A 13,048-nucleotide genomic window follows, 5' to 3' on the forward strand; every position below is an offset into this window, starting at 1 on the left:
GGCGCGCGCCCGACCGTGCCTTCCACGCCTCCCGGTACCGTCGTATATCCCACTTGACCTGCGCGTATTTACGAGTAAGTACCCGAGCGGTACCGTGAGAGACATGCCAGCTCTCAACGTGGAGTTCAGCGACCGCGAGCTAGAGGACCTCCGGCAGATCGCCAAGGAACGCGGTACGTCGATGAAGGCGCTCGTACGGGAGGCCGCCGCGGCCGACATAGCCCGGCATCGGGCGCTGCAGGAGGGCGCCGAGGCGTTCCGCCGGTTCTTCTCGTCGCACGCCGACGAGTTCGCGGCCGCCTTCCCCGACGACGAACCATCCGCCAAGGGCGAGGGGCGGGCCGCCTGAGCGATGGCACCCGTCATCCATATCGACGTGCCCTGGCTCCTCCAGCGGCACGAAGAGGTCCTGCCCGACCAGCCCACGGTCAACGACTTCTCCGCGTTGGTCGCGGCCGTCGCCCGCCATCGAGTGGATCCGCCCCGGCTGGGCGTCGACTCCGACCCGGCCTGGCGGGCCGCCGCGCTGCTGCACACCCTCGCCCTGCTCAAGCCGCTTCCCTCGGCCAACGCCCGCTTCGCCTGCGCCTCCGCCGTGGCCTACATGTTCGTCAGCGGCGTCGGCATCGACCCGCCCTACGGCGCCCTCGTCGACCTGGCCCGTGACCTGATCTCCGGCAAGGTCGACGTGTACGGCGCGGCCGACCGGCTGCGCTCCTGGCAGATCTGAGGAATCGCGCACGGGCGCCGGGCCCGCCGGCTCGGCGGTCCCCGTCTCACCCACCCCCCCCGGGCCGCCGACCGAGGGCGGGAGGAACGGGGTCGGCGGCCCATGGCGCGCAGGAGAGCCGCCGTCCTGCGCGGGGCCCTTCCGAGAGGGCCGGTCCCAGTGGACTACGCCGGAGCGTGCGCCGGGGAGCGTGCGTGGTGCTCCGGCGCGTGCGTGGGTTTCACACGGGGCGCATGGAATGCCGAAAGGTCGTGCCGGTACGGCGAGTTGCGGCCGTTTCTGACTTTCTTTCAAAGGGGCAGATGTTGCCCAAGCGCCTTGTTGGTCATGAGTGTGCTGTGCAAGGGTGAACTTACCCGTGGGGGGTGGAAAAGGCCGGCTCTCATTCGCTCCGAGGGGGAACCGGAGCGGAAGGACGCTGGTGAATTCGTGCTCCCCGCGCTAGTGCCGAAGAGGTACACACCAAGTCACCCGGTCCTTTTCGGCGATCAGAACTTCTGTGACATGCGCGTGGGAAGGAATCCGTTCAGTGTCCACCCCCCACCCCCCTCGCCCTCCTTACCCCCCGCCCGGCGGGATTCCGGAGGAATCCGACGAAGGCCTCGCCGCCAGACTTCGGGGTCGTCCGGATGGTGATGCCGCTCCGTCCGTCGCGCTGCTCATGGCGCGGCACTGGCAACCGGCCCACGAATACGCGGTGATCTGTCTCGCCTCTCCGGCCGGTGCCGCCGACTTGGTCACCGCCGCCGCGTTCCATCAGGTCCTTGACCGGCTCGCGCTCGGCGAACCTGCCGCCGCGCTGCGCCCGAGGCTTCTCGTCGCCGTTCGGGACACGGTCCGGCAGTGGTCGGCCGACGAGCGAATAGCGGGCGTTCTGCCGGAGCTGGGGAAACCCGCGGGCGGTCGCGGTATGCGTACCGCGAAGTCCATGACGCCCGAAAATCGGAAGCTTGCCGATCGGTCATTCCAGTCGCTTCCGGGACTTGCCCGATGTCTGCTCTGGCACACCGAGGTCGAAGCCGAGCCGATAGGCGTCCCCGCCGGTCTGCTGGGCATGGATACCGTTACCGCCTCGGCCGCGCTCGAACAAGCGCGTGATAAATTCCGTGAAGGTTGTGTACATGCCCATCGGGAACTCGCGCCGACGAAGGATTGCCGGTTCTACAACCGCCTCCTCGACGTCCCGATTCGCCGGGGTGGTGCCCTGCTGCCGGATGTGCAGCAGCATCTGACGAAGTGCCGCTACTGCCGGAATGCCGCCGAACAACTGAGTCATTTCGAGGGCGGGTTGGGCGTGCTCATCGCCGAGGCGGTGCTCGGCTGGGGGGCGCGCCGGTATCTGGAGACGCGTCCGGCCCGTACGCCGGGGGGCGCACACCGCTCGCGGGGCGCCGCCCGGCACGGCGCCGGACGCCGTCGGTTCCTGCCGCGCATCCCCGCACAGGTCCGCAGATCGCCGGGCGGTCCCCGCTCCTCACGGACGCTGCTCACGGGGGTGGGCGTGGCCTCGGCCGGACTGATCGCGATCATGCTCGCCGCCGGCCTGCTGTCGGACGACGACGGCGTCGACCCGGCCGCCTCGGCCACCGGAGGCGGCACGAGAACCCGGATGCCTCCTGCGGTGTCCTCCTCGCCTCCGGGCACGGCCCAACTCCCCAACGCACCGCGGCAGACCAGGCTGCGCAACGCCGACGCAGACCTGTGCCTCGACATCAGGGGCGACGCCAAGGCCGGCGCCGGGACCGAGCTGGCAGAGTGCTCGGACGACGGCACCCAGCAGTGGTCGTACGAGAAGGACGGCCTGTTGCGCAGTGTGGCGGAGCCCGACCTGTGTCTGGACTCGCACATGGACGCCGGCGTGGTCATCCTCGGCAAATGCGCCGACGGCGGCTCGAAGCGGGCCGACGATGTGCGCTACGACCTCACCGTGCAGGGCGAGTTGCTGCCCCGCTGGGACGAACTGCTCGCCCTGGCGGCCACCACCGCGGACACGGGCGCTGACATCGTAGTCAAGGTCCGCGACGGCTCCGAAGGACAGCGCTGGCTGACCGATCCGGTGACCTCGGCGAGCCCCGGCTCGCTGTCGAGCGCCGAGGTGCAGACGCCGGGGGCGCGGGCGGTGGGGTTGGGGGAGGAGAACGCGTAGTTCCTTGCCGGGTACGGCGAGTTGTGCGCCCGGTTCCGCACGGGGCCGGTCGGCGGCCTTGGTGAGGGCGTAGACGCTGTGTCCGGCGCTGCCCCGCGGTCGGCGTCGACACCGCCCGCCCGCGCACGGCCCGCCGCACGCCGGTCGGAGCTGCCCGCCGGCCTGTCCGAACAGGAGGCGCAGGTGCTCCGGCTGGCGGGCCGGGGAGCTGAGCAATCGGGAGATGGGCATGCCACTGTCGACCTCGGCCCGGACCATGGGGCACCGTCTCGCCCACATCCACGACAGGACCGGACGGCGGACCCGGACAGGTGTGACGCGGTTCGCCATCGTCGTCGGCCGAGGAGCACGGCGCCTCTTCCCATGAGGCGCCCGATGCCTAGTTCACGACGTCCCGCGGTTCCCCGCCCGTGAGGAAGCCCCGCACGTTCTGCACGGCGGCGAGTGCGATACGGACCAGGGTCTCGCGGGTGACGCCGCCCGCGTGCGGGGAGAGCACCACGTTCGGGGCGCGGAGCAGACGCAGGGCCGGGGTGGGTGGTTCGGGGTCGAAGACGTCGATCCCCGCCCCGGCCAGGGCGCCCTTCTCCAGCGCGTCCGCGAGGGCGTCCTGGTCGATCAGGGCGCCCCGGGCCGTGTTGACGACGAACGCCGTCGGCTTGAGCAGCGCCAGCCGCTCGGCATCGAGCAGATGCCGGGTCTCGTCGGTGAGCGGGGTGTGCAGGGAGACGTAGTCGGCGGTGCGCAGCAGTTCGTCGAGCGGGACATGGCGGGCACCGCCGAACTCGGCCTCCGTCTCCGGCGGCAGCCGACGGCGTCCGGCGTAGACGACGCTCATGTCGAACGCGACCGCCCGCCGGGCGACCTCCCGGCCGATCTGGCCCAGGCCCACGATGCCGAGTGTCTTGCCGCACAGCTCGGTCAGTGAGTTCTGCAGCCGGGGGAGCGCCCAGTCGGCATCGACGAGCGCGGTGTGGGCGGGGATCAGCTGCTTGGCCAGGGCGAGCATGAGGGCGAAGGTCTGCTCGGCCACGTTCTGCGCCTCGGCGCCGCTGGAGCCGATGTTGCACACCCGCACTCCGCGCTCACGGGCCGCGTCCACATCGACGTAGTCGAAGCCGTGGCTCGCGCACTGCACCAGCTCCAACTCCGATGCGATGGCGAGGTGTTCGGCGGTCATGGGGGCGAGCGCGGTGATGACGACATGCGCGGAGCGCAGCGCCGCCGGGTCCTCGTCGGCCGTCTCGACGACGGTGACCCGCGCGTCCTCGGGGAACAGCGAGGCGAGGCCGGCTCCGATGCCACGGCCGCCCACGTGGGGCGAGACGACGGCGAGGACGTTCTTCGTGGCGGTCATGCGGATTCCTCGATGAGGTCGGCGAGGCCGATCGTGGCGGGGGTGGCGTGCCCGGACAGGGCCAGGGTCAGGTCGAGTTCGGCGAGCAGACAGCGGATGACGTGCTCGACGCCCGCCTGTCCGTCCAGGCCGAGCCCGTACGCGTACGGCCGTCCGAGGAGCACCGCACGCGCGCCGAGGGCCAGCGCCTTGAAGACGTCGTCGCCGGTGCGGATGCCGCTGTCGAACAGCACCGTCAGCCGGTCGCCGACCGCCGCCACGACCTTGGGCAGCGCGTCGGCCGCCCCGACGGCGCCGGCCACCTGGCGGCCGCCGTGGTTGGAGACGATCACCCCGTCCATCCCGGCGTCGGCGGCCGCGCGGGCGTCGTCCGGGTGCAGGATGCCCTTCAGGACGACCGGGCCGTCCCAGTTCTCCCGCAGGAACGCAAGGTCCGGCCAGGTCTTGGCGGGGTCGGAGAACATGCCGACGAAGTGCATGACGGCCGCGTTGGGATCCTCGTGCACCGGCTTCGCCAAGCCGGCTTGGAAGGCCGGGTCGGAGAAGTAGTTGGCGGTGCCCACACCGTGCAGGAACGGCAGATACGCCTGGTCGAGATCGCGCGGGCGCCAGGCCAGCAGGGGTGTGTCCAGCGTGACCACCAGCGTGCTGAACCCGGCCGCCTTCGCGCGGGTCAGGAAACTACGGGCCACTTCCGGGTCCTTCGGCCAGTACAGCTGGAACCAGCGCTCGGCGTCGCCCATCGCCTCCGCGACCTGCTCCATGGGCGTGCTGGACGCCGAGGACAAGGTGAACGGCACGCCCTGCGCGGCGGCGGCGCGGGCGGCCGCGCACTCGGCGTCCGGGTGCATGATCGACAGCACCCCGATCGGTGCCAGCGCCAGCGGGGCGGGCAGGGCGCGGCCCAGCACCTCGACGGACAGGTCCCGTTCGTGCACGTCCCGCAGCATGCGCGGCACGATCCGGTGGCGGTGCAGGGCCGCCCGGTTGGCGCGGGCGGTGCTGCCGTCGCCCGCGCTGCCCGCCACATAGCCGACGGGGCCGGGACCGAGGCGCTGCTCGGTCAGCTCCTCCAGCCGGGTCAGATCGGTGGGGAGGCGGGGTACGGCCCCCGACATCCCGTTCAGATAGATCTCGTACTGGAAGTCCGCCCAGTGCTTGCCCATGGGTAGGCCCCGCCTCTCGTCACTGAGAACGCGCTGTAGGCAGACCATACCGACCGGTAGGCGGGTGAGTGGATCAGGGGGCCGTCACGGATTCGTGGAGTATGCGGGCCAGTTCGCGCGGCTGCGAGAACATCGGCCAGTGGCCGGTGTCCATGGTCACCAGTTCCCAGCGGTCGCTCTTGAGGAGTTCGGCGACGTCGTCGCTCGGCTCTGGCCAGTCCAGCAGACACTTGACGTAGGTCGTCGGTATCTCGGCGAGCGAGCCGGTCAGGACTGCCGGTTCGGTGAGCGTGGCGCCGGGGTGGGGCGTCGCGCCACGCACGATCCGGGCGATCTGCTCGTCCGTGAGGCCCTGGTCCGCCAGATCCTCGGCGGAGAAGGGGGCCCAGAAGCCGCCGTTCGCCTCGATCGCCGTCCGCACCCCGTCGCTCGGCCAGCCCCACAGGAACGACTTCCCCTCGGCCGGGACCTTCGCGTCGACGTACACCACACGCGTCAGCCGGTCACCGATCCGCTCGGCGGCCTGTCCGACCGGTAGGCCCGAGTAACTGTGCCCGACCAGCACCACGTCCCGCAGGTCGAGCCGCTCCACCTCCTCGACGATGTCCCGCACATGGGTCTGCTGCCCGGCCGGTATGCCCCGCTTCTCGGCCAGCCCGGACAGGGTCAGCGCATACGCCTCGTGCCCGGCCGCGCGCAGCTCGGGCACCACCTCGTCCCACGCCCACGCACCCAGCTTCGCCCCCGCCACCAGAACGTAATTGGTCATGAGTGCAAGGTAGTCGAGGCCACTGACAACGCCCCCGGCCCACTGATCGGCCGCACCGGCACCTCGACGGTCCGGGTCAGCCGCGCACCCTCGGGCCCGTACACCGCCCGCGGCTCCGGGAACAGCCGCAGCAGCGCCAGGAACAGCACGGCTGCGACGACCAGCGACAACGGCAGACTGATGTCGACCCCGCCCGCGAGATCACCCAGCGGCCCGACGAACTGAAGCAGGGACAGGAACGAGCCGACCACGCGCCCGTGCACACCGAGGTGCGCGGACGACGAGACGGCGTTGTTGGTGCCGTTGACCGGTCCGAACACGGCCATGGGGCACAGGATCAGCGCGCCCGCGACGACTCCGAGCAGCGTGGCCGTGAGGCCCTGCCAGAAGGAGAGGCCGAACAGGATCGGGAAGGCGCCCAGGACGCAGGTGGAGAAGGTGTTGGCGCCGCCGAAGGCGAGGCGGAACAGGTCCAGCGGGGTCGCGGTGCGCTCGGCGTCGGGGATGCGGTCGACGCCGTGGGACTCGACCTCGGTGAGGGAGGCGGCGGGGGAGGGGAGCTCGGACTGAACGGACGGATCCGGCTGAGGGGACACGGAAGGCTCCAGCGTGGGCGGGGCGTTGGAGCGCGTTGTGGCGCGGCGTGGGCAACAGCCGGGGCCTGCCGCTGGGGTGTGCGGGCAGCGCGGATGCCGTCCTGACGGGGATCAGCAGACCGTACGGCGGTGTGCGAGATCCGCACCAGTGGACGGTTCATCCATCTTCGGTGCCGTGGGTGTATGAATCCTCCATCACTCGGTGTCCGAGGGGTCGTCCTCGGGCTCGGTGTCCGGCCCCTGCGCCCGCACCCGCTGGAGCTTCTCCAGTGACTCGCGCAGTTCGGCGAGCCAGTCGTCCGTGTGCCGCTGGACCAGCCGTACGCACCAGGCGAGGGCCTCGCTGCGGCTGCGGGCGACACCGCCGGCGATCAGGGTGTCGAGTACCTGGCGCTCGGGCTGCCGCAACCGGGTCATCACGGGCGCGGCGACATGCGTGAACAGGGCGCGCTCACCATCGCACTCCACGCCCCAGGAGACCTTCCTGCGGAAGCGGCGCTCCGCCTCGCGGGCCACCTCGATCCGGGTCTCCCGGGTGCGCTCCCGGAACTCCTGGATCCGGCCCTCCACGGCCGCCTCCCGCTCGGCGGCCGAGACGCCCTCGGCCAGGTGAGGTTCGGGGATGCGGCCGATCACCGTGATCTCCTCGCGGTCGACCGTGATCTCGGTCAGCTCCTCGAAGAGGTCGTCCGGCAGGCGGCCGGCGAACCAGCCGCGCAGCTTCTCTCGTTGTTCGCTGGTAATCATGTAATCACGATTACTCCGTCTCGCGAGGAACACAAGAGCGTGGCGGGCGTGTCAGCCGAGGGCTCAATCGGAATGTTTCAGGCCGATTAATCAACGTGCGGAATCGCGCCACTCGGCGCGTTGGAACGATCAAGGGGCGCCAAGTTTCGGCGTTGGAACGTTCGAATTCCGTCACTTCACGCCACTGATTCAATACGCAAGGTTACTGAAACCAGTGGTGTCGATGTGAGTTTCGGAGCCGGACTCGGCAGACTCCCGCTCGTCGTTCCGGCACCGATCGCGCCGGAGCCGACACACCCTCGACTCAAGCGGAAGGATGCACACAATGCGGAACACCGCGCGCTGGGCAGCGACCCTCGCTCTCACGGCCACCGCCGTCTGCGGACCCCTCACCGGATCCGCCCTCGCCACCCCGGACGCCGCCCCCGCCTCTCTCTACGCCCCCTCGGCCCTGGTGCTCACCATGGCCCACGGCGACAACTCCACCATGGCCACCCCGGCGCGGGCGGTCACCCTCAGCTGCGCCCCGACGCCCTCGGGCACCCATCCCGCCCCCGGCTCGGCCTGCGCCGAACTGCGTGGGGTGAATGGGGACTTCGACGCCCTGAGAGCCAGGGAGGGCGTGATGTGCACCAAGCAGTACGACCCCGTGGTGGTCACGGTCGACGGGGTCTGGCAGGGGCAGCGCGTCTCCTATGAGCGCATCTTCGCCAACGAGTGCGTGAAGGGCTCCTACGGGGCCAGCCTCTTCGCGTTCTAGGGACCGGGATCGCACGGTCCCGTGCAGTTCGGCAGCGGCTCGCGGATGGGGAGTGCGAGCGCTGGCGAGGAGACCCTGCGATCTCGCATCGGGGGTCGGTCGGGCGGAGTGGGGCCGCCCGGCCGGCACCTCGTCTCACCTTGGCGTCACCCCTCCTCCCCGGGAATCCCGGGCAGGAGAGGGAAACGCCCCAGCAGTCCCGCACCGCGCAACAGCCGCCGTATCCGCGGCGCGTCCGACACCACCCGCAGCCGGCCGCCGTGGTCCCTGGCCCGTGTCTCGGCCCGGCACAGGACGCGCAGCCCCGAGCAGTCGAAGAAGGTCACCCGCCGCAGATCGACCAGCACATCCGCCTCCGGTCTCATGGTCGCGGCATTCAGGTGCTCGGCGAGGAACACCTCCGTCGCCAGATCGATCTCACCCGCCACCTCGACCACGGTGAACGCGCCGCGTCTGCGGGTGCGGGCATGGTCGTTCGCCGCGGGCGGCGCGGACCGGAAGAGGTCCGCGGCCGGGTCCTCGGTCGAATGGGGGGCGCGGTCGTCGGCGTCCGGCGTCATGTCCGCTCCACCTCGGCAGGGGCGCATTTGATCCGGGTTGTTACCCGGGGGCGGGGCCAAGCATCCCTGCGGTGCCGCGCGCAAGATCTAGTTCACTCGACCTGGTGAATTTCGCCCACCATGACTTGACGCTTCGGTGGTGAGGTGGGCGGCCCGGCTCAGTCGCCCTCGGACTCCTCCTGGGCGTCCGTGTTGGGGGTGATGGCCTCGCCGGACTCCCCCCGATGACGCCGCTCCTCTGCGGAGTCGCTGGTGCGGCGTTCGGCGTCGGTGATCTCTTTCATGACCTCTTCGAGCGCCGTGTCGGGGCGCTCCTCGTGTTGCTTCCTGTCGTCGGGCACGACGATCTCCTTTCCTCGCCGGGCGGCCGCCCGTATGCCCTCGCGTGTACCTGCTGGGGGCAGGAGCAAACAGCCGGTGCCCCTGACCATTCACCTGACCAGTCCGTATTCCTTGACTGGCATATAACCGTCGAGGCATATTGGAGTCATGTCCGACGACGCCCCCCTCTGGAGCGCTCTCGTCGACCCCCATCGGCGGGCCATCGTCGCGCTGCTCATGGAGCGGCCGAGGTCCGTCGGGGAGATCGTGGAGGAATGCGGGCTGAGCCAGCCGAGTACCTCGAAGCATCTGAAGGTGCTGCGGGAGGCCGGCCTGGTGCGGGTACGGCAGGACGCGCAGCGACGCGTCTACGCCCTCGATCCCGCCCCGATCGCCGTGCTCGACGCCTGGCTGGCCCCGTACCGCAAGCTCTGGAACCGCAGCCTGGACGCGCTGGGCCGCCGCCTCGACGAGACGGCGCGGGAGACGTCGGAGGACACCTCGTACGACCCCGAGGGACCCACCACGAAGGACTGATCCACCATGAGCGCCGACCTCACCGGCACCTACCTGACGCTGGACGACGGCCGCCCGGCCGTCCGCTTCAGCCGTACCTACGACCACCCCGTCGAGCGGGTCTGGCAGTTCGTGACCGATGTCGACGAACTGGCCCACTGGTTCCCGTCCCGAGCCGAGATCGAGCTGCGCCCCGGCGGCACGATCAAGTTCGGCGGCGACCCGAACATGGAGGACTCCACGGGCCGGGTCATCGCCGTCACCGAACCCCGGCACCTGTCCTTCGAGTGGGGCGGCGACGAGCTGCACTTCGACCTGGAGGCCCTGGACGAGCGGCGCACCCGCTTCACGCTCACCAACGTCCTCGTCGCCGAGAACACCGCCGCCCGCAACGGCGCCGGCTGGGAGGTGTGCCTGACCGCTCTGGACGCACACGCGCGCGGGGAGCGTTTCGAGGGACCCCACGCCGGGGGCGAGGCACCCTGGAAGGGGCTCTACGACGGCTACGTCGCCGCCGGTTTCCCCTCCGGCGCCCCCATCCCGGGCGTGGACGCCTGACGGTTCAGGCCAACTGGCGCCGCACCAGCTCGTGCAGCCGCCCGTTCGTGTCCGCGAGCAGCTGCGCGGGCGGGCCCTGCTGGGCGACCTTGCCCTCCTCCATCACGATGACGCGGTCGGCGTCCAGCACCGTGGACAGACGGTGCGCGATGACGATGCGGGTGGCGTTGAGGGCCTTGGTGGACTCGATGACCACGCGCTGCGTCTCGTTGTCGAGGGCGCTGGTCGCCTCGTCGAAGAAGAGGATGCGGGGCCGGCGGATGAGCGCGTGGGCGATCATCAGGCGCTGGCGCTGACCGCCGGAGACCGCGCCGCTGCCCGAGACGATGGTGTGCAGGCCCATCGGCATCCGCTTGATGTCCTCGGCGAGGCCCGCCATCTCGGCCGCCGCCATGACCTCCTCCGGCGTGTACGGCTCGGTGCCGCAGATGACGTCCATGATCGACCCGGTGAACGGCTGCGCGTGCTGGAGCACGACCCCGCACTGCCGGCGCACGGCCGACTGATCCAGCGCCGCCAGGTCCTGACCGTCGTACAGCACACTGCCCGAGACCGGCTTGTCGAAGCCGATCAGCAGCCTGAGCAGTGTCGACTTGCCGCAGCCGCTGGGGCCGACGATCGCCACGAACTCGCCCGGCCGGACGTCGAAGGAGACGTCGTCGAGGACCAGAGGGCCGTCGTCGGAGTACCGGAAGGACAGGCGGCGCGACTCCATCGCCCCGGTCAGCGGGCCCGGCCGGGTGCTCGCCGTGCGTACCTCCGGCGTGGCCTCCAGCACCGGCTTGATCTCCTCGAACAGCGGCAGCGCGGCCACCGCCGAGACGAACGCGCCGGTCAGCTGGGTGACCGAGGTCAGCAGCATCGTCACCGAGGTGTTGAAGGTCAGGAACGCCGCCGCCGACATCGACCCGCGCGCCGGTCCCGCGAGGAGCATGAACATCAGCAGCGTGCACAGCGGCAGATACACCGCGCCCATCACCGTGGTGAGGTTCTTGATCCGCCCCACCTTCTGCTGGAGCTCACGGCTGCGCGCGAACTGGGACGCCCAGGCCGCGTAGGCGTAGTTCTCCGCCGCCGCCACCCGCAGCTTCGGCAGTCCGCGCAGTGTCTGGAACGCCTGGTTGTTGAGCTTGTTGCTCAGTACCACCAGCCGCCGCTGCCAGCGCACCTGCCACAGTCCGAGTCCCAGGAACACGGCGGCGATGACGACGAGCATCCCGATCGCCGCCAGCGCCATCGGCACGCTGTACCAGAACAGCAGCGACAGGTTCATCGCGCCGACCGTCACCGACTGCGCGACGACCGGGCCGACTCCGGCCATCAGCCGGCGGATCGCGCTGATACCCATGGCCTGGCTCGCCAGCTCGCCGGTCGAGCGTTCGGTGAAGAACTTCGTGGGCAGTCGCAGCAGCCGGTCCCACAGGGCCGGCTGGAGCGTCGACTCGATCCGGCCCTCCAGGCGCAGGATCGTCAGGTTCTGCAGCAGCATGAACGCCGCGGCCACGACACTGCTGATCATCACGGCCAGACAGAACTGCACGATCAGCCCGGTCTGGGCCTTCGGCACGAACTCGCCGAGCACCTTGCCGGTCGCGATCGGCACCAGCGCACCGATCGCCACCGTGACCAGGCCGCTGATCAGGAGGTTCGTGAGGTCGCCGCCCGTGCCCCGCATGCTGAACCGCAGCAACCTCGCCGGGCTCAACGCGCGGTCGGGCAGCGGACGGTAGAACATCACCCCGCGCGGCTCGAACTCCTCCGCGTTGGCCTTCTCGATCGGCGTCTCACGACCGGTCGCCGGATGGACGGCGACATAGCCGCCGCGCCGCCACAGCAGCGCCACCGGGGCACCGGACAGCGCCCGGTGACCCACCAGCGGGCCGATGTTGTCCCGCCACCACCGTCCGTCGAGGCGTACGGCCCTGGTGCGCACCCGCGAGGCGATGGCCACGCGCTCCACCGGGTCGAGCCGGTCGCTCTCGGCGCCGCTCTGCGCGGGCTCGGCCAAGGTGATCCCGGCCGCCTCGGCGACCAGCTTGCACGCCGCGTAGCTGGCGTCCGCGTCGGCGGCAGTCGTGCGCTTGCCGTCGCGCTTGCCGATGGACGCCAGCAGGGTCCGGTCGGCCTGCGCGCGCACCGCCTCGCCGGCCTTGATGCCCTCCGCCGTACGCGTCTCGTGGGTGCGCTCCAGCTGCTCGATCCAGCGGTCCAGCGTGGTCAGCAGGCGGTACTGCTGGTCGACCATGGACTGCCAGACCGCCGGGTCCATCAGCAGATCGGCGGCCGCCTCGGCGCCGTACAGCGAGCCGTACTGCACACTGCCCGGCGGGACCTGCATCCAGAAGACGTCGTCGTCGGTCATCTCGGCGGCCCGCTCGGTGGCCATCGGCGCCTGGAAGAGGATGGAGAGGCTGCGGCCGACGCCGAGCGCGAGGGCGTACTCCAGCGGGCTCGTCGTCGGCGGGATGTACTGGGGGTTGCCGTACTCGTCGTAGGACCAGGTCTGGGTGTTCGCGGGCTGGTACAGCTCGCGCAGCCCGATGCGGTGCACCACGCAGTCCCTGAGCGGACGTGCGACCAGCGTGTGCTGGGGTCCGGCGACCGGGCCGAGCAGCAGCGAGCCCGCCTCCAGCCGGCCGAGGTGGTGCCAGTGGCCCTGCTGCCCGGCGTCGACCGCGAACAGGTCCACGGCGCCGGACGCGACCAGCCACAGCACCTGAGGGCCTTCCAGATCCAGGCGGTTGAAGCCGGCGCAGTCGATGCGCGTGCCCATCTGTCCGAGCGCGTTGAGAACGAGGTCGCCCTCGTGGACGGAGGTCATC

At 70.7% G+C, this 13,048-nt stretch carries 13 protein-coding genes and 1 pseudogene; 6 read left to right on the forward strand and 8 right to left on the reverse strand.

From position 1 onward, the window contains the following. Window positions 1-103: 103 nt before the first annotated feature. The 3 genes from ACZ7NC_RS18050 (at window position 104) to ACZ7NC_RS18060 (ending at window position 2,876) form a co-directional block, all read left to right on the forward strand. Window positions 104-349: a hypothetical protein gene (locus tag ACZ7NC_RS18050; protein ID WP_383402891.1), complete on the forward strand. Its 246-nt coding sequence runs from the start codon at window positions 104-106 to the stop codon at window positions 347-349. A gap of 3 nt (window positions 350-352) precedes the next feature. Continuing rightward, window positions 353-730, forward strand: a complete 378-nt coding sequence (locus ACZ7NC_RS18055; protein ID WP_062715807.1) for a hypothetical protein — start codon at window positions 353-355, stop codon at window positions 728-730. Between the two features lie 529 nt (window positions 731-1,259). Further along, on the forward strand, window positions 1,260-2,876 hold the full coding sequence (locus ACZ7NC_RS18060; protein WP_471489331.1) for an RICIN domain-containing protein: 1,617 nt from the start codon (window positions 1,260-1,262) through the stop codon (window positions 2,874-2,876). A 379-nt stretch (window positions 2,877-3,255) separates the two neighbouring features. Here the strand turns inward: ACZ7NC_RS18060 and ACZ7NC_RS18065 are convergent, their stop codons facing one another. The 5 genes and pseudogenes from ACZ7NC_RS18065 to ACZ7NC_RS18085 all read right to left on the reverse strand — a co-directional run bounded on the left by ACZ7NC_RS18065 (window position 3,256) and on the right by ACZ7NC_RS18085 (window position 7,511). After that, window positions 3,256-4,233 carry a 2-hydroxyacid dehydrogenase gene (locus ACZ7NC_RS18065; RefSeq protein ID WP_471489333.1) on the reverse strand — a complete coding sequence of 326 codons (978 nt, stop codon included), beginning with the start codon at window positions 4,231-4,233 and terminating at the stop codon, window positions 3,256-3,258. After that, complete coding sequence (locus ACZ7NC_RS18070; RefSeq protein ID WP_471489334.1) at window positions 4,230-5,399, reverse strand: lactate 2-monooxygenase; 1,170 nt, start codon at window positions 5,397-5,399, stop codon at window positions 4,230-4,232. The genes ACZ7NC_RS18065 and ACZ7NC_RS18070 overlap by 4 nt, the downstream gene beginning before the upstream one ends. A gap of 73 nt (window positions 5,400-5,472) precedes the next feature. Beyond that, complete coding sequence (locus tag ACZ7NC_RS18075; protein WP_471489336.1) at window positions 5,473-6,168, reverse strand: alpha/beta fold hydrolase; 696 nt, start codon at window positions 6,166-6,168, stop codon at window positions 5,473-5,475. Window positions 6,169-6,296: 128 nt separating this feature from the next. Continuing rightward, window positions 6,297-6,764, reverse strand: a pseudogene (locus ACZ7NC_RS18080) (cytosine permease); the annotation flags it as partial. Window positions 6,765-6,959: 195 nt separating this feature from the next. Then, complete coding sequence (locus ACZ7NC_RS18085; RefSeq protein ID WP_471489338.1) at window positions 6,960-7,511, reverse strand: hypothetical protein; 552 nt, start codon at window positions 7,509-7,511, stop codon at window positions 6,960-6,962. Between the two features lie 325 nt (window positions 7,512-7,836). Between ACZ7NC_RS18085 and ACZ7NC_RS18090 the strand changes: the two genes are divergently transcribed. Further along, on the forward strand, window positions 7,837-8,271 hold the full coding sequence (locus tag ACZ7NC_RS18090; protein ID WP_471489340.1) for a protease inhibitor: 435 nt from the start codon (window positions 7,837-7,839) through the stop codon (window positions 8,269-8,271). 146 nt (window positions 8,272-8,417) lie between these two features. Here the strand turns inward: ACZ7NC_RS18090 and ACZ7NC_RS18095 are convergent, their stop codons facing one another. Further along, window positions 8,418-8,831, reverse strand: coding sequence for an STAS domain-containing protein (locus tag ACZ7NC_RS18095; protein WP_471489341.1), 414 nt, complete (start codon window positions 8,829-8,831; stop codon window positions 8,418-8,420). Window positions 8,832-8,989: 158 nt separating this feature from the next. After that, window positions 8,990-9,172: a hypothetical protein gene (locus ACZ7NC_RS18100; RefSeq protein WP_471489342.1), complete on the reverse strand. Its 183-nt coding sequence runs from the start codon at window positions 9,170-9,172 to the stop codon at window positions 8,990-8,992. Window positions 9,173-9,320: 148 nt separating this feature from the next. Here ACZ7NC_RS18100 and ACZ7NC_RS18105 point away from each other — a divergent pair, with 148 nt between their 5' ends. Together ACZ7NC_RS18105 and ACZ7NC_RS18110 are read left to right on the forward strand one after the other, a co-directional pair. Then, on the forward strand, window positions 9,321-9,689 hold the full coding sequence (locus ACZ7NC_RS18105) for an ArsR/SmtB family transcription factor (RefSeq protein ID WP_471489343.1): 369 nt from the start codon (window positions 9,321-9,323) through the stop codon (window positions 9,687-9,689). Window positions 9,690-9,695: 6 nt separating this feature from the next. Beyond that, window positions 9,696-10,226, forward strand: coding sequence for an SRPBCC family protein (locus ACZ7NC_RS18110; protein ID WP_471489344.1), 531 nt, complete (start codon window positions 9,696-9,698; stop codon window positions 10,224-10,226). 4 nt (window positions 10,227-10,230) lie between these two features. Here ACZ7NC_RS18110 and ACZ7NC_RS18115 read toward each other — a convergent pair whose 3' ends face one another. Then, window positions 10,231-13,047 carry an NHLP bacteriocin export ABC transporter permease/ATPase subunit gene (locus ACZ7NC_RS18115; protein ID WP_471489345.1) on the reverse strand — a complete coding sequence of 939 codons (2,817 nt, stop codon included), beginning with the start codon at window positions 13,045-13,047 and terminating at the stop codon, window positions 10,231-10,233. Window position 13,048: the final 1 nt, after the last annotated feature.

The organism is Streptomyces sp. NPDC111802 (assembly GCF_055634335.1).

Bases quoted from the DNA above. Each gene is read 5' to 3' on its own strand.
- ACZ7NC_RS18090 (WP_471489340.1), top strand. From the start codon at position 7,837: ATGCGGAACACCGCGCGCTGGGCAGCGACCCTCGCTCTCACGGCCACC.
- ACZ7NC_RS18050 (WP_383402891.1), top strand. From the start codon at position 104: ATGCCAGCTCTCAACGTGGAGTTCAGCGACCGCGAGCTAGAGGACCTC.
- ACZ7NC_RS18110 (WP_471489344.1), top strand. From the start codon at position 9,696: ATGAGCGCCGACCTCACCGGCACCTACCTGACGCTGGACGACGGCCGC.
- ACZ7NC_RS18065 (WP_471489333.1), bottom strand. From the start codon at position 4,233: ATGACCGCCACGAAGAACGTCCTCGCCGTCGTCTCGCCCCACGTGGGC.
- ACZ7NC_RS18095 (WP_471489341.1), bottom strand. From the start codon at position 8,831: ATGACGCCGGACGCCGACGACCGCGCCCCCCATTCGACCGAGGACCCG.
- ACZ7NC_RS18085 (WP_471489338.1), bottom strand. From the start codon at position 7,511: ATGATTACCAGCGAACAACGAGAGAAGCTGCGCGGCTGGTTCGCCGGC.
- ACZ7NC_RS18115 (WP_471489345.1), bottom strand. From the start codon at position 13,047: ATGACCTCCGTCCACGAGGGCGACCTCGTTCTCAACGCGCTCGGACAG.
- ACZ7NC_RS18105 (WP_471489343.1), top strand. From the start codon at position 9,321: ATGTCCGACGACGCCCCCCTCTGGAGCGCTCTCGTCGACCCCCATCGG.
- ACZ7NC_RS18055 (WP_062715807.1), top strand. From the start codon at position 353: ATGGCACCCGTCATCCATATCGACGTGCCCTGGCTCCTCCAGCGGCAC.
- ACZ7NC_RS18070 (WP_471489334.1), bottom strand. From the start codon at position 5,399: ATGGGCAAGCACTGGGCGGACTTCCAGTACGAGATCTATCTGAACGGG.
- ACZ7NC_RS18075 (WP_471489336.1), bottom strand. From the start codon at position 6,168: ATGACCAATTACGTTCTGGTGGCGGGGGCGAAGCTGGGTGCGTGGGCG.